General features: G+C 32.2%; 25 protein-coding genes. 7 read left to right on the top strand and 18 right to left on the bottom strand.

Features of this window, described 5'->3' with window-relative positions; all coding sequences use genetic code 11:
• Nucleotides 1-39 precede the first annotated feature (39 nt).
• From OD803_RS01735 to OD803_RS01695, 9 genes are all read right to left on the bottom strand, one after another.
• Nucleotides 40-903, bottom strand: coding sequence for a sigma-70 family RNA polymerase sigma factor (locus OD803_RS01735; RefSeq protein ID WP_053976055.1), 864 nt, complete (start codon nt 901-903; stop codon nt 40-42).
• 83 nt (nt 904-986) lie between these two features.
• Nucleotides 987-1,361, bottom strand: coding sequence for a hypothetical protein (locus OD803_RS01730; protein WP_129759297.1), 375 nt, complete (start codon nt 1,359-1,361; stop codon nt 987-989).
• A gap of 81 nt (nt 1,362-1,442) precedes the next feature.
• Nucleotides 1,443-2,642, bottom strand: a complete 1,200-nt coding sequence (locus OD803_RS01725; RefSeq protein ID WP_262732133.1) for a glutamate-5-semialdehyde dehydrogenase — start codon at nt 2,640-2,642, stop codon at nt 1,443-1,445.
• 12 nt (nt 2,643-2,654) lie between these two features.
• Nucleotides 2,655-3,434 (bottom strand): glutamate 5-kinase, encoded by a 780-nt coding sequence (gene proB, locus OD803_RS01720; protein ID WP_129759295.1) that lies wholly within the window; start codon nt 3,432-3,434, stop codon nt 2,655-2,657.
• Between the two features lies 1 nt (nt 3,435).
• Nucleotides 3,436-4,242 carry a pyrroline-5-carboxylate reductase gene (gene proC / locus OD803_RS01715; RefSeq protein ID WP_134198626.1) on the bottom strand — a complete coding sequence of 269 codons (807 nt, stop codon included), beginning with the start codon at nt 4,240-4,242 and terminating at the stop codon, nt 3,436-3,438.
• A gap of 379 nt (nt 4,243-4,621) precedes the next feature.
• Nucleotides 4,622-5,842 (bottom strand): porin family protein, encoded by a 1,221-nt coding sequence (locus OD803_RS01710; RefSeq protein WP_262732132.1) that lies wholly within the window; start codon nt 5,840-5,842, stop codon nt 4,622-4,624.
• Nucleotides 5,832-6,389, bottom strand: coding sequence for an RNA polymerase sigma factor (locus tag OD803_RS01705; RefSeq protein WP_262732131.1), 558 nt, complete (start codon nt 6,387-6,389; stop codon nt 5,832-5,834). Before OD803_RS01705 ends, OD803_RS01710 begins: the two co-directional genes overlap by 11 nt.
• 45 nt (nt 6,390-6,434) lie before the next feature.
• Nucleotides 6,435-7,151, bottom strand: a complete 717-nt coding sequence (locus OD803_RS01700; RefSeq protein ID WP_262732130.1) for a hypothetical protein — start codon at nt 7,149-7,151, stop codon at nt 6,435-6,437.
• Nucleotides 7,152-7,265: 114 nt separating this feature from the next.
• Nucleotides 7,266-8,234 (bottom strand): hypothetical protein, encoded by a 969-nt coding sequence (locus tag OD803_RS01695; RefSeq protein WP_262732129.1) that lies wholly within the window; start codon nt 8,232-8,234, stop codon nt 7,266-7,268.
• 117 nt (nt 8,235-8,351) lie between these two features.
• On the opposite strand from OD803_RS01695, the gene OD803_RS01690 reads away from it, so the two are divergent.
• Nucleotides 8,352-9,011: a hypothetical protein gene (locus tag OD803_RS01690; RefSeq protein WP_262732128.1), complete on the top strand. Its 660-nt coding sequence runs from the start codon at nt 8,352-8,354 to the stop codon at nt 9,009-9,011.
• A 57-nt stretch (nt 9,012-9,068) separates the two neighbouring features.
• On the opposite strand, the gene OD803_RS01685 is transcribed toward OD803_RS01690, so the two are convergent.
• The 5 genes from OD803_RS01685 to tamL form a co-directional block, all read right to left on the bottom strand.
• Nucleotides 9,069-11,321 (bottom strand): polyribonucleotide nucleotidyltransferase, encoded by a 2,253-nt coding sequence (locus OD803_RS01685; protein ID WP_131505970.1) that lies wholly within the window; start codon nt 11,319-11,321, stop codon nt 9,069-9,071.
• Between the two features lie 212 nt (nt 11,322-11,533).
• Nucleotides 11,534-11,803, bottom strand: a complete 270-nt coding sequence (gene rpsO / locus OD803_RS01680) for a 30S ribosomal protein S15 (protein WP_129759290.1) — start codon at nt 11,801-11,803, stop codon at nt 11,534-11,536.
• 124 nt (nt 11,804-11,927) lie between these two features.
• On the bottom strand, nt 11,928-12,785 hold the full coding sequence (accD, locus tag OD803_RS01675; protein WP_129759289.1) for an acetyl-CoA carboxylase, carboxyltransferase subunit beta: 858 nt from the start codon (nt 12,783-12,785) through the stop codon (nt 11,928-11,930).
• Between the two features lie 39 nt (nt 12,786-12,824).
• Complete coding sequence (gene fbaA / locus OD803_RS01670; protein WP_131505969.1) at nt 12,825-13,892, bottom strand: class II fructose-bisphosphate aldolase; 1,068 nt, start codon at nt 13,890-13,892, stop codon at nt 12,825-12,827.
• Between the two features lie 127 nt (nt 13,893-14,019).
• Nucleotides 14,020-16,521, bottom strand: coding sequence for a translocation and assembly module lipoprotein TamL (gene tamL, locus OD803_RS01665; RefSeq protein ID WP_442899847.1), 2,502 nt, complete (start codon nt 16,519-16,521; stop codon nt 14,020-14,022).
• Between the two features lie 179 nt (nt 16,522-16,700).
• Here tamL and OD803_RS01660 point away from each other — a divergent pair, with 179 nt between their 5' ends.
• Nucleotides 16,701-17,420: a TrmH family RNA methyltransferase gene (locus OD803_RS01660; RefSeq protein ID WP_262732126.1), complete on the top strand. Its 720-nt coding sequence runs from the start codon at nt 16,701-16,703 to the stop codon at nt 17,418-17,420.
• A 1-nt stretch (nt 17,421) separates the two neighbouring features.
• On the opposite strand, the gene porT is transcribed toward OD803_RS01660, so the two are convergent.
• On the bottom strand, nt 17,422-18,135 hold the full coding sequence (gene porT / locus OD803_RS01655; protein ID WP_131505966.1) for a type IX secretion/gliding motility protein PorT/SprT: 714 nt from the start codon (nt 18,133-18,135) through the stop codon (nt 17,422-17,424).
• Nucleotide 18,136: 1 nt separating this feature from the next.
• Nucleotides 18,137-18,868: a bifunctional demethylmenaquinone methyltransferase/2-methoxy-6-polyprenyl-1,4-benzoquinol methylase UbiE gene (ubiE, locus tag OD803_RS01650; RefSeq protein ID WP_131505965.1), complete on the bottom strand. Its 732-nt coding sequence runs from the start codon at nt 18,866-18,868 to the stop codon at nt 18,137-18,139.
• A gap of 177 nt (nt 18,869-19,045) precedes the next feature.
• Here ubiE and trkA point away from each other — a divergent pair, with 177 nt between their 5' ends.
• The 4 genes from trkA (at nt 19,046) to OD803_RS01630 (ending at nt 22,706) form a co-directional block, all read left to right on the top strand.
• Nucleotides 19,046-20,395, top strand: a complete 1,350-nt coding sequence (gene trkA, locus OD803_RS01645) for a Trk system potassium transporter TrkA (RefSeq protein WP_262732125.1) — start codon at nt 19,046-19,048, stop codon at nt 20,393-20,395.
• Nucleotides 20,396-20,415: 20 nt separating this feature from the next.
• On the top strand, nt 20,416-21,909 hold the full coding sequence (locus OD803_RS01640) for a TrkH family potassium uptake protein (protein WP_131505963.1): 1,494 nt from the start codon (nt 20,416-20,418) through the stop codon (nt 21,907-21,909).
• A gap of 151 nt (nt 21,910-22,060) precedes the next feature.
• Nucleotides 22,061-22,303, top strand: a complete 243-nt coding sequence (locus OD803_RS01635; protein ID WP_262732124.1) for a hypothetical protein — start codon at nt 22,061-22,063, stop codon at nt 22,301-22,303.
• 139 nt (nt 22,304-22,442) lie between these two features.
• Nucleotides 22,443-22,706: a hypothetical protein gene (locus OD803_RS01630; RefSeq protein ID WP_134198637.1), complete on the top strand. Its 264-nt coding sequence runs from the start codon at nt 22,443-22,445 to the stop codon at nt 22,704-22,706.
• Nucleotides 22,707-22,762: 56 nt separating this feature from the next.
• Here OD803_RS01630 and OD803_RS01625 read toward each other — a convergent pair whose 3' ends face one another.
• Together OD803_RS01625 and OD803_RS01620 are read right to left on the bottom strand one after the other, a co-directional pair.
• Nucleotides 22,763-23,950 carry a pyridoxal phosphate-dependent aminotransferase gene (locus tag OD803_RS01625; protein ID WP_262732123.1) on the bottom strand — a complete coding sequence of 396 codons (1,188 nt, stop codon included), beginning with the start codon at nt 23,948-23,950 and terminating at the stop codon, nt 22,763-22,765.
• 12 nt (nt 23,951-23,962) lie between these two features.
• Complete coding sequence (locus OD803_RS01620) at nt 23,963-25,069, bottom strand: fatty acid desaturase family protein (RefSeq protein WP_129759279.1); 1,107 nt, start codon at nt 25,067-25,069, stop codon at nt 23,963-23,965.
• A 143-nt stretch (nt 25,070-25,212) separates the two neighbouring features.
• On the opposite strand from OD803_RS01620, the gene rsmG reads away from it, so the two are divergent.
• A complete protein-coding gene (gene rsmG, locus OD803_RS01615; RefSeq protein ID WP_262732122.1) occupies nt 25,213-25,842 on the top strand; it encodes a 16S rRNA (guanine(527)-N(7))-methyltransferase RsmG in 630 nt (209 codons plus the stop codon).
• Nucleotides 25,843-25,857: the final 15 nt, after the last annotated feature.

Genomic DNA, 25,857 nt, shown 5'->3' with positions numbered 1-25,857 from the left:
TGTTTGTTACGGTAATTTAGTCGTAATTATCGAGAATTACTAACCTAAATATGTTTTTAATATTTTACTTCTAGAAGTATGTTTAAGTCTTCTAATAGCTTTTTCTTTAATTTGACGTACACGCTCACGAGTAAGATCAAAAGTTTCACCTATTTCTTCTAAGGTCATTGGGTGTTGATCACCTAAACCAAAGTATAAACGAATAACGTCAGCCTCACGAGGTGTTAAGGTTTCAAGCGCTCTTTCAATCTCAGTGCGTAAAGACTCGTGTAATAAATCTTTATCAGGATTTGGAGACTCTCCACTTCGTAATACATCATAAAGGTTAGAATCTTCACCTTCAACTAAAGGTGCATCCATACTTACATGACGACCAGAGTTTTTCATAGACTCTTTTACGTCGTTAATAGTCATATCCAATTCCTTTGCGATTTCCTCAGCACTTGGTGGACGCTCATGACTTTGCTCTAAAAATGCAAATGTTTTATTGATTTTATTGATAGATCCAATCTTGTTCAATGGTAAACGAACAATACGAGATTGCTCAGCTAATGCTTGAAGAATAGATTGACGAATCCACCAAACCGCATACGAAATGAATTTGAAACCACGAGTTTCATCAAAACGTTGTGCCGCTTTTATAAGACCTAAATTACCTTCATTAATTAAATCTGGTAATGTTAATCCTTGGTTTTGATATTGCTTTGCTACCGATACAACGAAACGTAAATTAGCTTTAGTTAATTTTTCTAAAGCCACTTGATCTCCTGCTTTAATACGTTGTGCTAATTCTACTTCTTCGTCTGCGGTAATTAAGTCAACTTTTCCAATTTCTTGCAAATATTTGTCTAGCGAAGCTGTTTCTCTGTTAGTAACCTGCTTCGTAATTTTAAGTTGTCTCATCTAATGATCTCCTTTATTTTTAAGGGTGAATTTTAATGTTGCATATAGTTATACGTACGAAGTGCTTAAAATGTTACAAAAAATTAAATTTTAATTAATTTTTTATCATTTAAGTTAATATCGTCCAACATTTCATTAGTAAACTTGTAGTGACCTCTAGTGGTTATAAGTCTAAATCTGTGCGATTTAAGATTGCTTAAAGTATTTAGAAATAACCATTTTGACTTAAGTAAGTTTGGTTTAGAAGATTTTAAACCAATATCAAAAATGTGCTTTCTGCCTTCTTTTTCAGCAACAATATCAGGAGTTACAACAATGTCACTTCCTTTTTTTGCATAAGATTTTGGCGTCTCATAACCATCAATATCGGCTTTTATGTTTTCAAAACCGTGTTGTTTGAGATAAGTAACTGAGTCGTTTAAAAAGTCTGAATATTTATCTTTATCTGTGTAAATCATAACTAATAATATAATTTTTTTTGCGACAAATGCAAAATTTCAAACCATTTTAACTTTTAAGAAACGCTTGGAGTGCACGATTTATACCCTTACTTGCCCATCACCAAACACATAATATTTATTAGTTACTAACTGCTTTAAGCCTAGTGGTCCTCTGTGGTGTAGCTTATCTGTACTAATTGCTAATTCAGCACCAACTCCCATTTGTCCACCATCTGTAAATCGAGTAGAGGCATTATGGTAAACTGCTGCACTATCAATAGTATTCATAAAATTTAATGCTTCAGTTTTATCTTCGGTAATAATAGCAGCTGAATGTTTTCCTGAATATTTATTAATCATTTTTGTAGCTTCATCAATAGTATCAACTGAAGCAATTAAAAGCTTTAATGCCAAAAATTCTTCATACCATATAGTATCTTGTGAAACTTCATCTACATTTTTTAGAATATTAGAAACGCTTTTATCTGCAATGATTTCAACCTTATGTTGCTCTAATTTTTGTTTTAGCATCATTAATTTAGTTTCGTACTCAGGAAGGTTTTTATTAATAAGTACTTTATCTAAAGCATTGCACCCTGAAATTTTATTGGTTTTGGCATTGATAATTACATTTACCGCTTTACTCCAATCAGCTTTTTCAGAAACATATAAGAAATTATTTCCTCTACCGCTAACCAAAACTGCACAAGTGGCATGAGTTTTTACAAATTCAATAAGTCGCTCTCCACCTCTTGGAACAATTAAGTCTAAAGGTTCTGTTGGGTTTCTTAAAAACTCTTGTGTTTCTTCACGTTTTAAGTGTAGTAGCTTAATCCAATCTTTAGATAAACCGTTTTCAGTTAATGCTTCGTGCCAACACTCCTCTAAAATAATATTACTATTATAGGCTTCTTTACCGCCTTTTAATAAAATTTTATTATTGGCTTTAAAGGCTAATACTGCAGCTTCAATAGTAACATCAGGTCGAGATTCATAAATAATAAGAATGGTACCAAATGGAGCAGTAGTATTAACAATGTTTAGTCCATTCTTTAAGGTTCTATTTGAAATTTCTTGTCCAACTGGATCGTCTTGAAGCCTTACGGAATTTACAGCTTCAATCATTTCATCGACTTTTTTGTTATTTACAATTAGACGTTCAAAAAGTGCTTGATCTTCTTTTTGAAAAGCGTCTAAGTCTTTTTTATTAGCTTCAATAATGGCATCGCGTTTACGATCCAGAATTTTTGCCATCGATTTTAATACGTTGTTTTTAATATTTGTGTTTAAAAGTTTCATTTTTTTGTTTTTTTAGGCACTAATAAATTTAGTTCCTACTTGTTTGTTATTAATTATATCTACAATTACATTTTCGCGCTTACCATTAGCTATGTAAGTTGGTATATCTTTTTTTGCTGTGCCTTTGGCTATTTTTAATTTTGAAGCCATACCACCACGACCTTCACCTTCTTTTTTGTTTGAAGCGCAGACGTATTTTTCTACGTTTTGGTTTGTTGTTACCAGGTTTAATTTTCGAGATTCATCGTCATCTGGATGACCAGTATATAAACCATCAGTATCTGATAAAATGATTAATCGATCTGCATCTAACAATTCAGCAACTAAACTAGCTAACTCATCATTATCTGAGAACATTGACATGGTTAAGGAGACTGCATCATCTTCATTAGCAATAGGAATAACGCCTTCTGCCAATAAACCTTCGTAACAATTAATCATGTTTTGCCTGTGTTTTCCAGGGTCAAAGTCTCGTTTTGTAGCCAATATTTGAGCGCAACGCATTCCGTAATCATGAAAAATACTGTAGTAATGACGCATCATCCTTGGTTGTCCAACAGCAGAATACACTTGTCGTCTTATTGATTTGTCTTTAATATTAGTGTCTCCTAAAACCTCCATTCCTGCAATCGCAGAACCTGAAGATACAAGGATTACCATGATGTTTTCTTCATATAGTACTGAAATTTGACGTACTAATTCTCTTAGTACTGGTCCTAAAATTCTATTGTCTTTATTTGTTAAAACGTTGGTTCCTACTTTTACAACCACTCGTTTAATATCATCGTTCATTTTATTTGTTTTTTCCTAATTCAACTGCTCTGTCAAAGGCTGCATATGCTGCGTCTTGAATAAGCTGTTTTACATTATTATCTTCCATAGAGTCTATTGCTGCTTGTGTTGTTCCTCCTTTAGAGGCCACTTTATCAATCCAGCGTTCTGGTGAAATATCAGATTGATTAAACAATTCAATAGCACCTTCAAAAGTGTTGCTTACTAGAATTTTTGAATCATAGTCTGAAAAGCCCATTTTTTGAGCAGCTTCTAACATTGATTGCATAAAATAAAATACGTAAGCTGGTCCACTACCAGAAATACCTGTTGAGGCATCAATGAATTTTTCAGTATCTACATGTATGGATGTTCCTGTAGTATCTAAAAGGTGTCTTACCATAAGAAGTTCTACTCGCGAAATAGCTTTAGAACCTGTATATGAGGTTACACCTTTACCAACTTTTGCAGGTAGGTTAGGCATAGTACGTATTACTTTTTTTACACCTAAACCATTTTGGATGGTTTCAATGCTTACACCTGCCATTAGTGATACAAATATTTGTTCACTATTAATTAAGGGTTTCATGTCTTTAAAGAGATCTTCGCAGTGATAAGGTTTTACTGCTAAAAACACAATGTCCGATTTTGGTAAACCATCTTCTAAAGAAGTGTATACGTCAAAGTTTGGGTTTTGTCTTAGTGTTTCAATTTTGTTCGGGTCGGTATCGTAGATTCTTAATTTTTGTTTTCCTAATAAAGAAGAATCTACCATTCCTTCTGAATAGGTTAAGCCCATATTTCCGGCACCTATTACTAATACTTTCATAATTTTGTTTTAGTTAAACTTTACTTGTCAGTGCTTATTAAGCCACAAACACTGTGCGATAGTGCCAAACTAAAAACTTGATTTTGAGAATTTTGAAGTTTAAAAAGATTTCCGGGTTTTATTAACAGATGTATAATGTATTAGAAAGATGCTTGAGAATATGTGAATTTCAATAAACAGAAAAAACTATAAAAACTGACACCTTGTCGGTGACAAATAGTGTATTTGCAGGAAGAGAATAATTTAGTAAGGCTTAAAATTGTTTTCTTTTTAAGAAGAAATAGGAATTATCAAGCAAAGAACAAGAGCAATATAAATGGCTGAAATATTTATTAGGAGATACATTTCAGCCATTGTCTTAATTGAGATTTGATTTTTATTAAAACTTATATTCTATTCCTCCAAGTATAGAAATTGTATATGGATAAAAATCAACAGATTCTGAATATGGTTTTAAATGATATTTAAATAAACCTTCTGCATTAAAATAAAAGTTCTTGTGTAGTTTGGTTTGAACTCCAAGGCCTGCATTTATAGATATTGTTAAATTAGAAAAATCATTCTTGTTTGAGGTGCTTGAGGTTATATTATTTTCGGTTATAGATAGTTCAGCATCGCTAATAGCTAAATAACTAGCGCCTCCAATAAAATAGGGAGATATGTTGTTTTGAGTGAATGAATATTTTACTTCAAAAGGAATTTCTAAATACTCAACAGCTTGTTTTGTTAAAGTATTGTTTTCGGTGAAAGTTTGTTGCAATGATAGTTTGTTTATTCCTAGCCTGAGACTTATTTTATTTGAAGGTAAGTAATTAAAGTAAATACCATAACTTAATTGAGTTTGGTCTTGAAATGATTGTTTAAATGCATCATAATAAACTATTGAAACATTAGGGTAAATACTCCATTTAGATTCTTTAGGCTCGTCTGTGATAGAGTCTTTATTAGTTGTTTTATCAGTATTTTCTTTTTTGTGATTTTTTACTAGTTCTTTTTTAGCGTTAGTTGAATCTTTCAAACTACTAGCTAAAGTCTTGTCTTTTTGAATTTTTATTGAATCATTTGTATTGAAATTATAAACTTCGTTTTTATGATTACTAAAAAACTCACTTTTTTTATTGTTTGAAGAGTTTATTGTTGTGTAATTTTGATTTTGTTTAAAGTGTGGGTTTATAGTCTTAGCTGGTTTGTTGTTTTGAGTTTTATTTAATTTAGATTGAGTGGTTGAAGCAGAATGAGTAGAATCTTTATAGTTACTTAAAATGATTTCTTCACTTGCTTGATTGCTATTACTTACATTGGATTGGTTTGTATTTAGTGTACTAGAAAAGTTGGAGTTTTGTTCGTTTTTTTCAATAGTTTTATTATTAATTTCACTATTGTTTTCAAAACCTGATATGTAATCTCTGTTTAAAAATAAAAGAAGAAAAAGAGCAAGCATAATAGTTCCATACCTTAACCAAATTACAATAGGCTTATCTTTTTCTTTGTCTTTTTTTAACTCTAATTCAATTTGTTCCCAAACAGCATTGTTAGGTGAATCATTGAATTCTGATAAGCGTTCTTTAAAAGCTTGACCTATATCTTTTTTAATTCCCATGATGCTTTATTTTATTTTGAGAGCTGTTAATATTTTTTAGTTTTTCTTTCAAAATCAGTTTTGCTCTATGTAAATTCGACTTCGATGTGCTTTCATTTATAGACAATAATTTTGCGATCTCTTTATGTGAATAATTATCTAGTTCATAAAGGTTAAAAACTAACCTATATCTACTAGGAAGCTCTTGAATTAGGCTTAAAATAAAATGTAAAGAGATGTTTAATTCGTCAGTATCTATATGTGTGTCAGGTAAAATTTCTTCTTTAATAACAATATTTATAGCGGTCTCCTTTTTGTACTTGTCAATTGCTTTGTTTATGGTTATACGTTTCATCCATCCTTCAAAAGAACCTTTATTATTAAACTTTTTTATGTTCTTGAAAATTTCTAAAAATGAATCTTGAAGATTGTCTTGTGCTTCTTCTTTATTTCTACAGTACTTTAAACTTAAAATGTATAGATCATCCTTGTAAAGCTCATAGAGTTTACTTTGAGCTTTAATGTCATTTTTTTTACAGGACTTTATAAGTTTATCTAGTTGATTCAATTTAGACTTAAATAGATTTTATTTAAATACCTAACGTAGGTATTTCTATTCATAAAAATAAACTCTTTCTTTGGTAAATCCTCCGCAGTCATTGTAAGTGGAGCTCAAAGGTAAGTTTTGGTTATTATAATCATAAACTGTGATTCGGTTACAATCTTCTCTATAAGTCATATTATTATTTGATATCCTTTTAATTTTGTTATAGGAAGAAGGAAATAACAAGCTAAAAGGATTTATCATATTGTCATAGTCGTAGCTTTCAAATATTTCAGATGTAGCATCATCTATTAAAGTTTTAATATTACCATTAGCATCATAAGTTAATGATATTGAGCTGTTGTTTTGAGGGTTGTTAGGATAGTTGAAGAGCATTTGAGACACTAAATTGTTTGTGTAAACAAATTCTTTATAACTATCATCTTCATAGGTTTCCATAGTAATTAATCCATTTTCATACATATAGTTAATTGTATATGAAACGCCATTTTCATTATTATAAGTTTCACTAATAACTTGATTGTTTGAGTTATACGTGAATTCTTTTATGTAACCTCCTGAAGCTGTTAGCACAGAAACAAAGTTGTTAGAATTATATTGATATGTAACATTACTTTCAGGACCAAAATCGGTTAATTCACCATTTTGTGTAATTAATTCTGTTACCATTATCAACTTTGGTTGGTTATCATTTTCATTGCTTTCGCTAATAGAGCAAGAAAAAATGACAGTGACTAATAGTAATAAAATTAAATTACTTTTCATGATTAATGTTTTTGTTGTTTTACCTATAGTCTTGATATTAATACAAAGGTTGCGTCAAAAACACAATTTATTTATTAAGCTTTGAGAATGGTAAGTCTCTAAAAAAAGTATAATTTATTCAAAACCTAATAATTCTGTAGCCACAATAAGTTGTTTTAATGCGTCAATTTTAGCAAACAACTTATTAAAAAATGTGTTTCTCTCTTTTTCTCCAGCAGTGTTTAATAATTTAGAATTCTGTAATTGCTTGTTTAGAAAAATTTCAGCTTCAGTACAAGTATGCTTATCACTGGTTTTATAATACGAAAGTAAGGTAAACGGTACATAGAGCATTTGGGTATTAGGTGTGTTGACTAAAACATGGTTATTCATTAAATGCAGCTCGTTGTAGTATAATTTAAATTGGTTTGGGTTTGCAATTAATTTATCTAGTATACGCTGTATCACATCTTTTAATAAATCGCATAATAGTATAGCAGTTTTAGTATTGACTTGTCCTGCTTGATGATAAAAATGAATTTGTTTTAAAGTGCTATTTATTGAAGTGATATCCCAAATTTCATGAGTGTTTAAATTGTTATAAAGGTTTCCTAGTTTTTTACCAGCTTCGATTAAGTTGGGTTTAGGCGCAAAGTTATTAAAGCTTTTAGTGGCAAATTTAGGGTTTAATAACTTTAACCACACATAGTATTTAAAACAGCTTAACGTATCTCCATTTAAATTATAAAATAGCGGAATGTCCTTAGCGGAATATAAAATACTGTTCTCTTTTTGAGTGAGTAACGGTAAAAGCGAATCGTAGGAATATTTAAAGTAGTTTTCAAGGTCTAGTTCACTTTCAATATGTTTTGTTTTTTCAATACTTACAAATTCTGAAGAAGTAGTTTCAAACAATCTGTCTAAAGACAAATTATAATATCTAGCTAACGCAACACTTTCATCTAACGATAGTTTGCTTTTTAAACTTACTCGCCTGTGAGCCGCATCATAACTAATATCTAATGCAGTAGCAACAGCTTCAATAGTTGAAGTGTTTTTTGGCAATTCGTTTTTTAAATGCTCTAAAAAAGTAGTTTGAAACATACTCAAAGCTAATTATATTTTGTGATTATCGCAAAAATAAATTTAATACTTCGTGATTTCATTAATTGTAAATGTGATTATAGCAATAATTTTGACTTGAATTTTAAAACGATAATTATGAAAAATTACATTTTAATTGCTTTTACTTTTTTGGTTTCATTTCAAGGTTTTTGTCAAAATGATAGTATTGATGTTAAAAATAGTAGGGAGTATTATAATGCTTTTGATGACTATTTTAAAACAGTATCTATACAATTTGGAGCAGGGTTATTTGTTCCTCAGGGACAACTGCAAAACTATTTTGGAACTGCGCCATTATTTGAACTGAATGCAAATTTCCCTCTTAAAAAAGGTCGCTCTATAGATGGAGTACTTCAATTGGTCATTCCAAACCAGCAAGATGATTTTGTGTATTTGAGAACTATTGATACCGTTCAAGCAAAAAGTACTTTGATGTTTAATGCTTTTTTAAGATTTAAAAAACATATTCACCATTCACAAGATTCTAAAGTTAATTTGGGTTTAGGTATTGGAGCTTCAACTATAAACACAAATGCTAGAAACCCTTTTTATGATGGAAAAGATGACGAGAATAAATATGAACTTGTTACAGCATTTTTATTAATGCCTGGTATAGAATGGTCTCATAAGTTTTCAGAAAATAATGAACTTATTTTTTCTTTTGAAGTGCAATATTCTCCCTATAAAATTGAAGGTGCTTTGCGTGAAGATATTGGAGGTGTAGCATTAATTCCGAAGTTGAGTTATAGATTTTGATCATAAAAAAAGCCTATCAATCATGATAGGCTTTTGTTTTATTAAGAGATTGAAGAATTAATCTTCTTTCTTATCATTTCTAGGTTTTCTGTCATCACGACGGTTGTCACGATTACGATTATCGCGTCCGCGATTATCTCTGTTTCCACCTTTGTTGTTGTCTCTTGGAGCTCTTTCTTTATAACCTTCAGGTTTTGGTAAAATAGCTTTACGAGATACTTTTTCTTTACGAGTTCTAGGGTCTATACCAAAGTACTTCACATCAAAAATGTCTCCCATGTTAACAACATCGCTAACATTTTCTGTACGTTCCCAAGCCAACTCGCTTACGTGTAATAATACTTCGTTTCCAGGAGCTTCAGTGTATTCTACAACAGCACCAAAGTCTAGCATTTTAATTACTTTTACTTCGTAAATGCTACCAACTTCTGGTTTGAAAAGCATTGCATCGATACGAGCTAAAACAGCATCAATACCTTCTGAACCTACACCTAAAATTTCAACAATACCTTCTTCTGTAACTGGGTCTTCGTTAATAACGATAGTAGTTTCAGTTTCTTTTTGAAGTTCTTGAATGTTTTTTCCACCTGGTCCAATAAGTGCTCCAATAAATTCATTTGGAATACGTCTTGTTACCATTTTTGGTGCATGACCTTTAACATCTGCATTTGGAGTAGCGATGGTGTCAGTAAGTTTTTCTAAGATATGTAAACGACCATCACGAGCTTGCTTTAATGCTTTTACTAAAATCTCGTATGATAATCCTTTTACTTTAATATCCATTTGGCAAGCAGTGATTCCATCAGCAGTTCCTGTAACTTTAAAGTCCATATCACCTAAGTGATCTTCATCTCCTAAAATATCAGATAAAACTGCGTAGTTTCCTGTTTCAGCATCAGAAATTAATCCCATTGCAATACCAGAAACTGGTTTTTTCATTTGAACTCCAGCATCCATAAGTGCCATTGTACCAGCACAAACAGTTGCCATAGAAGACGAACCGTTAGATTCTAATACTTCAGAAACTACACGCACTGTGTATGGGCAATCTTCTGGTACCATTTTCTTAAGTGCACGTTGTGCTAAGTTACCATGTCCTACTTCACGACGCGATGTACCTCTAATTGGTCTTGCTTCTCCTGTTGAAAAAGGAGGGAAGTTATAGTGTAGGTAAAAACGCTCTTCGCCTTCAAAAGATGGCATGTCTATCATGTTTGCTTCTCTGGATGTTCCTAGAGTAACGGTTGCTAATGCTTGAGTTTCTCCACGAGTAAATATTGAAGAACCATGTGTTGATGGTAAGTAATCTACTTCACACCAAATTGGTCTGATGTCAGTAGTTTTACGACCATCTAAACGTAAACCTTCGTTTAAAGTTAAGTCTCTTACAGCTGCTTTTTCAGCTTTGCTGTAATATTTAGAAACTAAGTCACCAAAGTCTTCAAGTTCTTCTTCAGTAAACGTAGCTACAATTTCTTCTTTAATTTCAGCAAACGCAGCACCTCTTTCATGCTTTGAAGATCCTCCTTTTGCAACAGCATATACTTTGTCGTATGCCATATCGTGGATTTTCTTAGCTAAATCTTCATCTTCTCTTTCAGGCTCATATTCGCGAGTTTCTTTTTTACCAAAAGCTTCAGCTAATCTAATTTGAGCATCACATTGAACTTTAATAGCTTCGTGTGCAGCTTTTATAGCTTCAGTCATTTCTTCTTCTGAAATTTCTTCCATCTCACCTTCAACCATCATTACAGAATCTGCAGAGGCTCCAATTACCATATCGATATCAGACTCGGCTAATTGTGATAAAGAAGGGTTGATAATGAATTCACCATTAATACGTCCTACACGAACTTCAGAAATTGGTGCTTCAAAAGGAATGTCAGATAATTGAATAGCAGCAGAAGCAGCTAAACCTGCCATTGCATCTGGCATTACCTCTGGGTCGTGAGACATTAACTGTATCATTACCTGAGTTTCGCTGTGGTAATCTTTTGGGAACAATGGACGTAACACACGGTCAACTAAACGCATTGTTAATACTTCGCCATCACTTGGTCTTGCTTCTCTTTTAAAGAATCCACCAGGATAACGACCAGCAGCTGCAAATTTTTCACGATAATCTACCGTAAGTGGTAAAAAATCAACATCGGCAGACTTGTAGTTGGAAACAACTGTACATAATAACATACATTTTCCAGATTGCACCACAACACTACCATGAGCTTGTTTTGCTAATTTTCCGGTTTCGATAGAAATTTCTCTACCATCACCTAGGTCTATGACCTCTTTGTAAGTTTTTGGAATCATAAAATTTTTAATTCTAATACTAATAATACTTGCGCATATTAGTACAATGTTAAACAATGGTCGTTGTGTTGTTGTAGTTGTTGTGTGACCAATGAAAAACCTTTTGCCCCAAACTTTATTTTGGGATTTAGCTTCTTATTTTACGAATGTTATACTCTTTCGTAAGAGTTGTTTATAAAACAAAAAAGAGGCGCGAAGCCTCTTAATTGTGATTATTTTCTTAATCCTAATTCCTTTACAATAGCACGATATCTCATGATATCCTTTTTAGTTAAGTAGTCTAGTAAAGCACGACGCTTTCCTACTAATTTTACTAACGATCGCTCAGTATTAAAATCTTTACGATTTTGTTTTAAGTGCTCTGTTAAGTGATTAATTCTGTACGTAAATAACGCAATTTGTCCTTCAGCAGAACCAGTATCGTTCTTTCCTTTACCGTGTTTTGCGAAGATTTCTTCTTTTGCTTCTTTTGATAAATACATGCTAATATTATTATAAATGATTGTTATGTATATGAAAGATTTTCTTTCAAGCGGCAAATATAGTGTTTTTTTGTGATTTGCAAGAGAATTAATTAAAAAAGCGAGCCATTTGGCTCGCTTTTTTTTATGCTCTTAGAGGTTGATTTGTAATCAAGTCTATGTAGAGATTTATTTTATTCTTTAAATCTTTTCTATGCGATATAAAATCTAAGAAACCATGTTCTAATAAAAACTCTGAGGTTTGAAAGCCTTCAGGAAGTTCTTGTCCTGTGGTATCTCTTACTACTCTAGGTCCTGCAAAACCAATTAAAGCTCCTGGTTCACTAATGTTAATGTCTCCCAACATTGCAAAAGACGCTGTTGTTCCTCCTGTGGTTGGATCGGTACATAATGAGATATAAGGAATTCCAGCATCGGCTAATTGTGCTAATTTTACGGATGTTTTAGCTAATTGCATTAAAGATAATGCAGCTTCCATCATACGAGCACCACCAGATTTTGAAATAATCATAAATGGTATGTTGTTTTTTAAAGCATAATCAGCAGCACGTGCTATTTTTTCACCCACAACACTTCCCATTGAACCACCAATAAAACTAAAATCCATACACGCTATAACCAAATCTTTTCCTTTAGATTTTCCTACAGCTGTACGTACTGCATCTTTTAGTTTTGTTTTTTCCTGAGCTGCTTTTAAACGGTCAGGGTATTTTTTGGTATCCTCAAATTTTAAAGGGTCTTTAGACTCTAATTTAGTATCTAATTCTTTGAATTTGTTATCGTCAAAAAGAATTTCAAAATATTCTTTACTACCAATTCTTACGTGGTAATCATCTTCAGGACTTACGTAGAAATTTCTTTCTAATTCTTCGGTATCAACAATTTTTCCAGTAGGAGACTTGTACCACAACCCTCTGGGAGTGTCTTTTTTCTCTTCGGTAGTTGTTGTTATACCTTTTGTTTTTCTCTTAAACCAAGACATTAAAATTAATTTTAATTAGAAGTTAGTTAGAGTGCAAAGTTATAAAGTATTTACATTATTTAGGTCTTCAAACGCTTTTTTTAGACGTTCAACAAAAGTGTTTTCTCCTTTTCTTAACCAAACCCTTGGGTCATAGTACTTTTTATTAGGTACATCATCACCTTCAGGATTTCCAATTTGAGATTTTAAATACTCCGATTTTTCATCCATGTAATCTCTCACTCCACTCATAAATGCATACTGCATATCAGTATCAATATTCATTTTAATTACTCCATAACCAATTGCTTCTCTAATTTCTTCTACAGTAGAACCTGAACCACCATGGAATACAAAATCAATGTGATTGTGTTCAACACCATATTTTTCAGAAATATATTCTTGAGAGTTTTTTAAGATTTTTGGAGTTAATTTTACGTTTCCAGGTTTGTAAACACCATGAACGTTACCAAAAGCTGCAGCTACTGTAAATTGGCTACTTACTTTGCTTAACTCTTCATAAGCATAAGCAACTTCTTCTGGTTGTGTGTATAGTTTTGAATCGTCAACATCAGTATTGTCAACACCATCTTCTTCACCACCTGTAATACCAAGCTCAATTTCTAAGGTCATTCCCATTTTGCTCATTCTAGCAAGGTATTGCTTACATATTTCTATGTTTTCTTCTAGAGGTTCTTCACTTAAATCAATCATGTGAGAACTGTAAAGCGGTTTTCCTGTTTCAGCAAAATGTTTTTCACTAGCGTCTAGAAGACCATCAATCCAAGGTAATAGTTTTTTTGCGCAGTGGTCAGTATGTAAAATTACAGGAACACCATAGGCTTCTGCCATTTGATGAACGTGTTTAGCTCCTGCAATAGATCCTGCAATTGCAGCTTTTTGGTCTTCGTTGCTTAACCCTTTTCCTGCGTTAAATTGTGCGCCTCCATTTGAAAACTGAATGATTACTGGTGCGTTTAATGCAGCAGCAGTTTCCAATACTCCATTTATAGTATTAGAGCCAATAACGTTTACTGCTGGTAGTGCAAAACCTTTTTCTTTGGCTAGTTTAAAAATTTCTTGAACTTCTTTTCCTGTTGCTACTCCAGGTTTGATATTGTGACTCATTTTTTAGTTTTTAAATTGAAATTGTTATTTCAAAAGTAATCAATTTTTGAATAAACAGAGGCTAATTTATAATTAGTTATTGAAAGAAATCAACTAAAACGTTGTAGATTTTAAGGCTTGTGTTTTTTTAGAAAGGATAGTTAATTCCTATGTTGTATACTGCGTTTCCAAAGTTGTAATCGTTAAACCAACGATTGCCTAAACTGTATGAAGGATCGTAGGTTTTAAAGCCAATATCTCCTCTAAGGATAAAGAATTTGAAATCATATCTTAATCCAAAACCAGAACCAATAGCTATGTCTTTTAAAGAGCTAAACCCACTAAATATAGCATCTTCGTCTTCAACATTATCAAATACATTCCAAATGTTACCAGCATCAACAAATAAAGCACCATTTAAATTTCCTAAAATATTGAAACGTTGCTCCATACTTAGGTTTATTTTAAAGTTGGCTTCATTGAATTCATTGGTGGTTTTTGAACTTCCAGGTCCTAAGTTGTAGGCTGTCCAAGCTCTATTGTCATTAGGTCCACCAGCAAAGAAACTTTTTGAAAAAGGTATACTGTTTGAGTTTCCGTAAGGAACAGCAATACCAAAGTAACTTCTTACAGCAAATATGTTTTTTTTGCCCAAATCCCAATGTTTAACATAGTCGAACTCACCTTTTATGTATTGAGAAAAGGCAACTCCAAAAATCTCATATTGGTCATTTTCATTTTTATCTGCTCCAGCAAGTTTAGAAAGATTTGACAGTAGGTTTCCCGCAAATTCTAACTTGAATCTTAAAATTGAAAAATCATTGTCAAAAATGTTTTCTCTTCGGTCTTTAGTGTAGTTAAAGCTTGAAGAAAAAATAAGGTTGTCCTCAGTTAAACGTTGCTCTCGTTGTGAAATGTTACTTACATCAATATAGTTATCATCATCAGGAGTTAATGCTGTGTTGTTGTTTAATACGTCTGAAATAAAACCATCTGTTCCTTCAGGATAGGTTAAATTTCCGTCTTCATCTAAATAAGAAGCATTTGAGTTGTAGGTTTGAGCAATTGTATTTAATCTATTGTACGAGTTTTGATATACACCAAAGTAGTTGGCAGTGTTTAGGTTTTTTACAAACTGAATATTAAAAAGGTCTAGGTTATTGGTAACTTTGGTTGAAGGATACCAATTGTAGTTAAATATTCCGTTTAGTGTTTGTTTGTCTAAACCTATATTACGCTGACTGGTTGCTCCAAAACTGATACGTGTACTTGGAGTCATGTATTTAGGGATTATTTTTTCGGTATTTGTTGGGAAGAATAATCTTGGTATGGTGAGTCTTAAATTTGCTCCAACCTCATTAATGTCAAAAAACTGGTCTTTTGAATTTCCTGCATCTTTTGAAGCTCCTATTGAACCAAGAGCAGAAATTTCTAGTGTTTCGGCGCCTCTAAATACATTTTTAATATTAAGTCCTGTACTGAAAGAAAACCCAATGGTTTGAATATTACTTTGTGTAACATCAAACCTAAACCCAAGTTTGTATTTTTTTTCAGGTGACAACATTATGTTTACCGTTAATGTTGTGTCATTAGCATTTTCAATGTAGTCAATGGTTGGGTACCTAAATGTGTTAAGGTTGCTTAAGTACCTGTAAGTTCTTGTTCTGTCAATATCTTTAAAAACATCGCCTTTTGTTATAAAAATAGCATCAGTTAGTGTTTTTGGTCTGTATTTTAACTTGTCGAAACTGTAAAGGTTAAACCCGTTGTAGTCTGTAGAATCTTTTAAAGTTAAATCTTTGTTTTCAAATTTGTAGTCAGTAAATACATTTACTTCTTTTATCTTGTAAACTTTAAAAGGAACTCTGCTGGTAGAGTCTTCATTTCTTATAGATCTGTTTTTTATAACTAAATCGGTGTTTACTTTTTTATTTGTACCAATTGTGTCAATGTCATAAGAAATGTAATCTTGTCCAAAATGATAAAACCCTGAGTTTCTTAAAGCGGTTGTCAATCGCTCTCGTTCGCCACTAAAGTTGTCTTCAATGTAACGTTCACCTTTTTTGATTAAAGATCCTTTTTTTAGTTTTTGTTGATAAAGAGAATCTATAATTGGAGTGCTAATTTTAGCATTTAAAGAGTCGATAATGTAAGGGTCTCCAGTTTCTACATTATACGTTACTTTAGCGCGTTGGTCTTCGCTTTTTGCAATTTCATAAGATGTTTTTACATCAAACCAACCATTTCTAAAGTAGTAGTTTTTTAGGTTTGTAGCAGTTTTTTGAGTTTTAACTTCATCAACTATCACAGGAGCTTCACCAGTTTCTTTAAGCCATCGGTTTAAGTTTTTGCGTGACTCAATATCTTTTTCAAGTTGTTTTCTGGATAGCAATTTAGTTTTCCAAGCTACTTTTCTTGGGTTGTTGTATATTTTTTCCTGTAAAATAGAATCAATATTAGGTCTTGCTAGGTTGTAAATATGAAGTCTTAAAGGAGTTCCTAGTAAAGGTAGTTTTCCGTTAGGTTTTTGGTAGTAAAGGTTGCTAATGTCTTCGGTGTTGTTTTTTTTGCCATTAACAATTGTAGTGTTTTCTGTTAAAAGATAATCACTTTTTTTAACCCGTTTCATAACATTACATGACGTTACCAAGCAGGATAAACCTATATAAATAAATATATTTTTAAGTGTTTTATTCAATCAGAAACAATTAAGATTTATTACTTAACCAAATTTACAGTTTTTAATGTTGTGATAGCATAACAAAAATTAGTCCAAAAAAGTATTACTTTGTAATGCTTTAACAATAAAACAAAAGTAAATACATTTTAATGTTAACAAAGAGCCAAATAAAATTAATTACGAGTTTAGGTCAAAAAAAGTTTAGAATACAGCATCAACTTTTTATTGTAGAAGGTGTAAAAGGCATAAAAGAGTTTCTTAATTCTAGTATAGAACTTCATACGCTATTCACTACCGAAGCTGTTTTTGATACACCAACGCAACAAACAGTTTTAGTAACTGATGCTGAATTGAAAAAACTTAGTGCTTTAAAAACACCTAATACTGCATTGGCTGTTTTTAAAATTCCTAAACCTAACCCTGTAAATGAAAATGCTTTAATAGTGGCTTTAGATGATGTCAGAGATCCTGGTAATTTAGGAACAATCATTAGGCTTTGCGATTGGTTTGGAGTTAAAGATCTTGTGTGTAGTAAAGCTACAGTAGATTGTTTTAATACTAAAGTAGTGCAGGCGACTATGGGATCGTTAACGCGTGTTAATGTGAGTTATCTTGATTTGGAAACGTTTTTAGCAAATTCTAAAATGCCAAAATTTGGAACCTTTATGGATGGAAAGAATGTTTATGAAATGGAGTTGCCAAAACAAGGCATTATTGTAATGGGAAATGAGGCTAACGGAATTTCAAAAGCTATTGAACAACTTATCGATCAAAAAATAAGCATTCCAAGGTTTGGAAATCTACAAGCAACCGAAAGCCTAAATGTTGCTACAGCAACTTCAATTTTTTTAAGCGAATTTAAAAGGTAATTTATTGAAATGTAAAGTTAATAAACACACCTCTTGTTTTCATGGTGTGTACATTACTTGTCCAAGGACTATTTGGGTCAGTGTCTCTTACAATTTCATCATTAAAAGCAAAAACACCACGAATTGAAGGTGTGAATTTAAACCAGAATAAGTAAAAATCAATTCCAAAACCAAGCTCATAAAAAGCCATATTTTTTTTGGTTCTAAACTGTCCTACACTATTATCGTCAGGATTTTCTTCGTTACTAGATAGGTTTATTGCAGTGGATACTCCAGCTAAAACAAAAGGCTTAAAATTATTAATACGTTTTGTAGATACTTTAAGGAGTAAAGGAAAATGAACGTAGGTAGATTTAACTTCTCTTAATAAATCAGAAGAATTATACTCTAACCCTTGAAAAGCACTTGGGCTATATTGCAAATTACGTTGCGTAATAAATAAACCTGGTTCAAACCTAAGGTTTAAGTGTTCATTTAATCTTAAGTCAGAAATTAAGCCAACATTAAACCCAGTAGTAGATTCTACAAGAATATCATCCATATCCTGCTCATAGTTGAACTGAAAATCATAACTGTTCAACCCAAGAAAAAATCCCCAACTTAACCGTTGCTTATCAAAGTTCTCGTTGTTTTTTATTTTTTCTTTTGAAAAAAGCTGCGCAGAAGCCGTTTGGCTTACTATTAATAGTACTAAAATTAAAAGCGTTTTTTTCATATTAAGATTTAGATGCTATATAAATTGAAGCAACACCAAGTGTTTGAGGTTTATTACTGACATCTATAAACCCATTTTTGCGTAAAATATTGTTTAAAGCTTCACCATGTGGAAAAATAGAAGCCGATTCGCTCAAATATGAATAAGCTGAACGGTCTTTTGAAAATATTTTTCCAATAGTAGGTAAAATATATTTAGTGTAAAATTTATAGCCTTGTTTAAAAGGCGTTTTAGTAGGAACTGATGTTTCAAGAATTACAAATGTTCCGTTAGGTTTTAAAACTCGTAAAATCTCAGAAAGTCCTTTATCAAGGTTTTCAAAGTTTCTCACACCAAAGGCAACTGTAATGGCATCAAAAGTATTATCGTCAAATGGTAAGTTTTCAGAGTCACCAATAATCATTTTAATAGTGTCATCAAGTTGCTTGTTAGCTATTTTTTGCTTTCCAACTTCAAGCATGCCTTCGCTAATGTCTAATCCTATAATTTCTTTAGCATTAGTTTTGGTTAGGCTAATAGCCAAATCTCCAGTACCTGTTGCAATATCAAGAATAGTGTTAGGTTTAGATTTTGATACAATATCAACTACTTTATTTCGCCATTTTATATCAATGCCAAAAGAAATAACTCTATTAAGTCCATCATAATCTTTAGAGATAGTATCAAACATTTTAGTAACCTGTTGCTTTTTGTTCAGGTCACTATCTTTATATGGCTTAATTTTTACAGTCATTATTTTTTTTGGCAAATATATGACAATACATTAGTATTAAATAATATGATTATTTGAGATTTTAATTATGCCTCAAATATCCGTACCTTTAAAGGGTAACACAATTATAAACTACAAACAAACATTGCTAATGCAAATTTATACTATATTTGCTTGTTTTTTTGAATATTCAAACCAATGAAAATAATTATTGCTGGAGCAGGTGAGGTAGGGTTTCATTTGGCAAAATTATTATCCTATGAGTCGCAAGAAATTACACTTATAGATTCTGATAAGGAGAGTTTAACCTACGCCAATAATCACTTAGACATAAGAGTAATAAAAGGAGATGCCACTTCAATTGCTGTTTTAAAAGATGCTAGAATCAATACTGCAGAGCTTTTTATAGCTGTAACATCTTCTGAAACTACAAATATTACTGCGAGCGTACTCGCTAAACAATTAGGTGCAAAACGTACTATTGCAAGAATTTCTAATGCTGAATTTATAGACCAAAAAGAAGAAGTTGGGTTCTCTAAATTTGGTATTGACGAGTTGATTTCTCCAGAGTCGTTGGCGGCTTCTGAAATTGAGCTTTTGCTTAATCAGTATGCATTTAATGACAGTTATGAGTTTGAAGATGGAGCGCTAACAATGCTAAGTTTAAGACTTTCAAGAACTGCTGCTTTTGTTGATAAAACAGTAAAAGAAGCTGCCGAAGCGTTTTCAGAATTACACTTTGTGCCAATAGCAATTCAACGCTTTGGAACACAATACACAATTATTCCAAGAGGAGATACTCAATTTAAAGAAGGTGATAAAGTAGTATTTATTACTTCAAAAGGAGGAGATCAAGAACTTTTTGAACTTTCTGGTAAGGTAAAAACCGAAGTAAAAAATGTAATGATACTTGGTGGTGGAAAAATTGGATTTCAAACTACAAAAAGTTTGTGTGTAGGTAAGTTTAAAGTAAAGCTTATTGAAAAGGATAAGAAAACAGCTTTTGATTTAGCCGATGAGCTTCCTAATGCATTAATTATAAATGGTGATGGTAGAAATGTTGAGCTTCTTGAAGAAGAAAACATTGATAGCATGGATGCATTTATTTCTGTAACAGGAAATTCTGAAACCAACATCATGTCGTGTTTGGTTGCAAAATCAAGAGGCGTGAAAAAAACTATAGCTTTGGTTGAGAACATGGATTATTTTCAGCTTTCGCAATCTATAGGTATTGATACGCTTATTAATAAAAAGCTTCTTGCTGCAAACAATATTTTTAGATACATACGTAAAGGCGAGGTTGTTGCTATGACTAAGCTCAACAACATGAATGCTGAAATGTTGGAGTTTGTTGTAAACTCTAATTCTAAAATTTGCAATAAGTTAATTAAGGATTTAGATTTTCCTAGAGCTGCAATTATTGGTGGAGTTATTAGGCATGGTGAAGGACTGATACCTCTTGGTAGTTTTAAAATTTCAGAAGGAGATAGAGTTGTAGTGTGCTTTTTGCCAAGAGTAATTGCTGAGGTTGAAAAATTCTTTTATTAAGCCAAAACAAAAAACTACTGATGAAACTTAACTATAAAATCATTTTTCACTTTTTTGGATTATTACTGTTATGTAATGGTGGTTTTATGCTGTTGGCTGCATTGGTAAGTTTAATTTGTAAAGATGGCGTTACAGTAAAGCTATTGTTATCTGGTGCTTTAGTGCTTTTAGTAGGTGTTTTTTTAATGGTTGGCACCAAGAATCACCGAAAGGAAATGAACAAACGAGAGGGTTACATTGTTGTAGCTTTTGGTTGGATAGTAATGGCACTTTCAGGGTCGTTACCTTATTTGTTAACCAGTACCATCCCACAGTTTACAAGTGCTTTTTTTGAAACCATGTCTGGTTATACCACTACAGGAGCCACAATTTTAAATGATATTGAAGTTGTGCCTAAAGGTGTGTTGTTCTGGAGAAGTACAACGCACTGGATTGGAGGTATGGGAATTATAGTTTTGGCAATTGCTATTTTACCTTTATTAGGAATAGGAGGTATGCAAATGTTTGCTGCTGAAGCTCCAGGACCAAGTGCTGATAAACTGCACCCAAGAATTACTGATACAGCTAAGCGTTTATGGTTAATTTATTTTGGATATACAGCTGCTGAAACTATTTTACTTAAAGTAGCTGGAATGTCGTTTTTTGATGCGTTAAATCATTCTATGTGTACGTTGTCAACAGGTGGGTTTTCTACTAAAAATGCTAGTGTTGCTTACTGGAATGGACAACCTATTATTCAATATATTATTATTGTGTTTATGTTTTTAGCAGGAACAAACTTTGTGTTGAGCTACTTTGCATTTAAGGGTAAAGTGCAAAAGGCAATTCAAGATGAAGAGTTTAAATTGTACTTTAAATTCATTGCTATTTTTACAATTATCGCAGCAGTAATCATCTATTTTAATGCTGATGCATCATTGTCTTCTATTGAGCATCCAATGGTTTGGGGAAAAGCTGAAAGCAGTTTTAGGCATGCATTGTTTCAGGTATTGAGTGTTGTGACTACTACAGGTTTTATTACAGCCGATTATACACTTTGGTCGCCATTTTTGGTAGTCTTCTTTTTTGGGTTAATGTTTTTAGGTGGTTCAGCAGGTAGTACATCTGGTGGTGTTAAAGTGGTTAGGCATCTTATCTTGATTAAAAATGGTTTTTTAGAGTTTAAACGCGCTTTGCATCCTAATGCAATTCTTCCTGTTAGATATAATAAAAGATCAATACAAGGTGAGATTGTATTCAACATACTTGGTTTTTTCATTTTGTATATGTTGTCTTTTATTGTTGGTGCTTTGGTCTTCTCAATGTTTCAAATTGATTTTGAATCTTCCATTGGTTTGGCAGCTTCTAGTTTAGGTAATGTTGGACCAGCTTTAGGAAATTTTGGTCCAGTAAATAATTATGCAGCTTTACCGCTTTTAGCGCAATGGTGGGCATCCTTTTTAATGCTTATTGGACGTTTAGAATTGTTTACAGTTTTAATATTGCTAACACCTTTTTTCTGGAGAAATAGATAAATTTCATAAAAAAATAAAATTCTCAAAACATAAGATTTCACAAGGCTTTTAATGAGTTTTATGTATTGAATTTTAAGGTTTTAAGTTTTTGTAGTGTAACAAAATATTTTGTCATGCGTCATATATGTGTAACCAATTAAACCAAAAAATTATGGAATTAGTTTTATCATTACAAGATTTAGAACCTCATCCCAAACAGGGTTTTGAGAAACAAGAAGGATTATTAAATTCTAACTACAAACAAATAGTAAAGAGAAATTTAAAAGCGCTAAACTCTAATACTATTTTCGGAAACAAACATCGTATCAAAACACGACAGTTTGTTAAAACTTCTAGCGTAGCAACACTATTAAAACTTTCTGTTTTTGTTGTTCTTCTAACAGCGATTCTGTAGGCTTAACGCAGAATATGAACTTTACAGCTTTTGTAAGCTAAACACAAAACTGACTTTTTACCCTTTACATATTCAATAGTATAAAACTATTGAAGAGGGATTGTACACTTTAGTATTAACATTTTAAAACCTAGAAATTATGGGCTTTGGAGGATCTGCGCAATCTATGATTACTATTCTCAAGAATAATGAGAAAATGCGCAACAAGCGTGACAAGTTTAAGAAAACCTTAGGAGGTTATGATAATAAACGCAAAACCGAATATGATTTTCCTGAAGCTACACCTGAGGTTTTAAAAGAGATAAAAGAACGGTTAATAAAAGAACGTAAACAGCGTTTTATTAAGATAGCAATACTTTTTACTATACTGTTGAGTTTGTTTATATACTTTATAGTAAGATGAAAAAAATCCGCTTAACAAGCGGATTTTTTATTAATTGTATATTTTGTCAGCTATTATTAGCTTAATGCAGTTTTAATGCGTTTTATAGCTTCTTTTATTTGTTCTTGTGAAGCAGCATAAGATATTCTAATACAATCAGAATTTCCAAAGGCTTCTCCAGTAACTGTTGCAACGTGAGCTTCTTCTAATAGGAATAAAGAAAAATCTGTTGCATTATTAATTGTCTTTCCTTTTAAAGTCTTCCCGAAGTAGTAAGATACATTAGGAAATACGTAAAAAGCGCCTTCAGGGACATTAGTTTTAAAACCTTCAATGTCATTTAATAAATCTAGTATTAGACCTCTTCTGGTTTTAAATTCATCAACCATATACTGTACTCTTTCAGGAGACTCTGTAAGCGCAGTAATTACAGCACGTTGAGCTATACAGTTAGCGCCTGATGTAATTTGACCTTGCATTTTGTTACAAGCTTTAGCAATCCATTCAGGAGCTCCAATATATCCTATTCTCCAACCTGTCATTGCAAATGCCTTAGCAACACCATTTACGGTAATTGTTCTATCGTACATGCTTGGTATAGCAGCAAAACTAAAGTTTTTTGCACCATAGCTTATGTGCTCATAAATCTCATCAGAAAGGATGAAAATATCTGGGTATTTTTCAAGAACTTCAGCTAAAGCTCTATATTCTTCTTCAGAATAAATGCTACCACTTGGGTTATTAGGAGAGTTGAAAAACACCATTTTGGTTTTTGGTGTAATTGCGTCTTCTAACTGTTGAGGAGTGATTTTAAAATCGTTTTCAATAGTAGAAGGAATCTCTTTGTAAGTTGCTTCGCAAAGTGTTGCAATTGCAGAGTAGCTTACCCAATAAGGAGCTGGTAAAAGTATTTCGTCACCAGGATTTAAAAGTACTTGAGCTACATTGGCAATTGATTGTTTTGCACCAGTAGAAACTACCACTTGGTTAGGTGAGTAGTTTAAGTTATTATCTCTTTTGAATTTTAAGCAAATAGCCTCTTTTAACTCTACATAACCGTCTACAGGAGTGTAGGAATTGTAGTTGTCGTTTATGGCTTGTATTGCTGCTTCTTTGATAAAATCTGGAGTGTTAAAATCAGGTTCTCCTAGACTTAGTCCAATAACATCAATACCTTTAGTTTTTAGTTCTCTTGCTTTTGCAGCCATAGCCAACGTTGCAGAAGTTGGTAGGCTGTTAATTCTGTCGGATAGTTGGTTGTTCATTTACGGTTTTTATTAAGCTTGCTGTAATGAAGGCTTCATTCCCATTTCTTTTAAAAATTTAAAATGAGCAATGATCGCTTTTCTTGTTGTCTTATATTCTTTGTATGGTAAATTGAATTCTTTTGCTGTTTCCTTTACAATCTTAGAGATTTTGGTGTAATGCACATGACTAATGTGAGGAAAAATATGATGCTCAACTTGATGGTTTAATCCACCTGTAAACCAGTTTACAATTCTGTTTTTTGTTCCAAAATTAACTGTGGTCTTAAGTTGGTGAATTGCCCAAGTATTTTTCATGGTTCCGTTTTCTTCAGGAAGAGGCATTTCAGCTTCATCCATAACATGAGCTAATTGAAATACTACACTCAAAATTAATCCTGCAACATAGTGCATTACAAAAAATCCGATAAGTATTTTCCACCAAGCAATATCCAAAATCAACATAGGTAATACAATCCATATGCTAACATAAATGATTTTTGAAATTACAAGTTTGCTCCAGTTTACTACAGGGTTTGGAAATTTACCATAAGACAGTTTACGTTTCATATAACGTTTCATCTGTTGCCAATCGGTTGTAATTGCCCAATTTATAGTAAGTAATCCATATAGTAAAATAGAATAATAATGCTGAAATTTATGGTGCTTGTACCACTTTGCGTGTTTAGAAAATCTTAAAATGCGTCCAGCTTCTAAGTCTTCGTCATGCCCATGAATATTAGTATATGTGTGGTGTAATACGTTGTGTTGAACTTTCCAGTTATACACATTACCTGCTAAAATGTAAATACTACTTCCCATTAAGCGATTTACCCACTCTTTGTTTGAGAATGAACCATGGTTACCGTCGTGCATTACGTTCATTCCAACTCCTGCCATACCAATTCCCATAACTACAGTTAATAATAATTGAGCCCAACCAGGAATGCTGCTTATTGTGAGAATTAAAAAATAAGGCAGTAAAAATAGAGTGAACATCACCACAGTTTTAACCCAAATTTTCCAGTTACCAGTACGTTTTATATCGTTCTCTTTAAAGTAGTCGTTTACACGCTTGTTTAGGGTTCTAAAAAATTTTGCGGGATCTTTTCTTGAAAATGATAATGTTTGATTTGTCATGCTATTAGTTTTTTTTGAATATGCAAAGTTTAGGGTCAACGCATATCAAGGAGCAAATATAAATAATAAAAGCTGCGACATAGTTATATAAATGCTAAAAATATCCACACAAAAATGTATACTTTTGTTGAAAATTGAATAAAATGCAGTTAATACTGAAATATTTTCCAGATCTATCTGAAGATCAGATTCAGCAATTCCAAAAACTAGAATCATTGTATCAAGATTGGAACCTTAAAATAAATGTAGTTTCAAGAAAAGATATTGATGAGCTGTATTTAAGGCATGTGCTTCATTCTTTAGCTATTGCAAAAGTGATAGAGTTTAAAGCAGGATCTAAAGTTATGGATGTTGGAACAGGAGGTGGATTTCCTGGAATTCCTTTGGCAATTATGTTTCCTGAAACTCAATTTCATTTGGTAGACAGTATTGCTAAAAAACTTAAAGTGGTTGATGAAGTTGTGGAAGGATTGGGATTAACTAATGTAAAAACCACTCATACTCGCGTTGAAGAAATTAATGACACCTATGATTTTATTGTAAGTAGAGCTGTAGCTGCTATGCCTACTTTTGTACATTGGGTAAAAGGTAAAATTGCTAAAACACAGAATCACAATTTGAAGAATGGAATCTTATATCTTAAAGGAGGTGATTTATCAGAAGAATTAAAAGATTACCGAACGGCAACCATGTATGATTTAACCGAATTTTATTCTGAACCTTTTTTTGAAACCAAAAAAGTGGTGCATTTGCCAATGAAGTTTAAAGGATAATAAAAAAGCCGAAAG

Source organism: Gaetbulibacter sp. NE, assembly GCF_025548475.1.
Classification (GTDB): domain Bacteria; phylum Bacteroidota; class Bacteroidia; order Flavobacteriales; family Flavobacteriaceae; genus Gaetbulibacter_B; species Gaetbulibacter_B jejuensis.
The sequence above is the reverse complement of the archived record's forward strand: the minus strand, read 5'-3'. Positions and strand labels throughout refer to the sequence as shown.

Coding starts and splice junctions, on each gene's coding strand:
- OD803_RS01735 (WP_053976055.1), bottom strand. CDS start 903: ATGAGACAACTTAAAATTACGAAGCAGGTTACTAACAGAGAAACAGCT.
- OD803_RS01730 (WP_129759297.1), bottom strand. CDS start 1,361: ATGATTTACACAGATAAAGATAAATATTCAGACTTTTTAAACGACTCA.
- OD803_RS01725 (WP_262732133.1), bottom strand. CDS start 2,642: ATGAAACTTTTAAACACAAATATTAAAAACAACGTATTAAAATCGATG.
- proB (WP_129759295.1), bottom strand. CDS start 3,434: ATGAACGATGATATTAAACGAGTGGTTGTAAAAGTAGGAACCAACGTT.
- proC (WP_134198626.1), bottom strand. CDS start 4,242: ATGAAAGTATTAGTAATAGGTGCCGGAAATATGGGCTTAACCTATTCA.
- OD803_RS01710 (WP_262732132.1), bottom strand. CDS start 5,842: ATGGGAATTAAAAAAGATATAGGTCAAGCTTTTAAAGAACGCTTATCA.
- OD803_RS01700 (WP_262732130.1), bottom strand. CDS start 7,151: ATGAAAAGTAATTTAATTTTATTACTATTAGTCACTGTCATTTTTTCT.
- OD803_RS01695 (WP_262732129.1), bottom strand. CDS start 8,234: ATGTTTCAAACTACTTTTTTAGAGCATTTAAAAAACGAATTGCCAAAA.
- OD803_RS01690 (WP_262732128.1), top strand. CDS start 8,352: ATGAAAAATTACATTTTAATTGCTTTTACTTTTTTGGTTTCATTTCAA.
- OD803_RS01685 (WP_131505970.1), bottom strand. CDS start 11,321: ATGATTCCAAAAACTTACAAAGAGGTCATAGACCTAGGTGATGGTAGA.
- rpsO (WP_129759290.1), bottom strand. CDS start 11,803: ATGTATTTATCAAAAGAAGCAAAAGAAGAAATCTTCGCAAAACACGGT.
- accD (WP_129759289.1), bottom strand. CDS start 12,785: ATGTCTTGGTTTAAGAGAAAAACAAAAGGTATAACAACAACTACCGAA.
- fbaA (WP_131505969.1), bottom strand. CDS start 13,892: ATGAGTCACAATATCAAACCTGGAGTAGCAACAGGAAAAGAAGTTCAA.
- OD803_RS01660 (WP_262732126.1), top strand. CDS start 16,701: ATGTTAACAAAGAGCCAAATAAAATTAATTACGAGTTTAGGTCAAAAA.
- porT (WP_131505966.1), bottom strand. CDS start 18,135: ATGAAAAAAACGCTTTTAATTTTAGTACTATTAATAGTAAGCCAAACG.
- ubiE (WP_131505965.1), bottom strand. CDS start 18,868: ATGACTGTAAAAATTAAGCCATATAAAGATAGTGACCTGAACAAAAAG.
- trkA (WP_262732125.1), top strand. CDS start 19,046: ATGAAAATAATTATTGCTGGAGCAGGTGAGGTAGGGTTTCATTTGGCA.
- OD803_RS01640 (WP_131505963.1), top strand. CDS start 20,416: ATGAAACTTAACTATAAAATCATTTTTCACTTTTTTGGATTATTACTG.
- OD803_RS01635 (WP_262732124.1), top strand. CDS start 22,061: ATGGAATTAGTTTTATCATTACAAGATTTAGAACCTCATCCCAAACAG.
- OD803_RS01630 (WP_134198637.1), top strand. CDS start 22,443: ATGGGCTTTGGAGGATCTGCGCAATCTATGATTACTATTCTCAAGAAT.
- OD803_RS01625 (WP_262732123.1), bottom strand. CDS start 23,950: ATGAACAACCAACTATCCGACAGAATTAACAGCCTACCAACTTCTGCA.
- OD803_RS01620 (WP_129759279.1), bottom strand. CDS start 25,069: ATGACAAATCAAACATTATCATTTTCAAGAAAAGATCCCGCAAAATTT.
- rsmG (WP_262732122.1), top strand. CDS start 25,213: ATGCAGTTAATACTGAAATATTTTCCAGATCTATCTGAAGATCAGATT.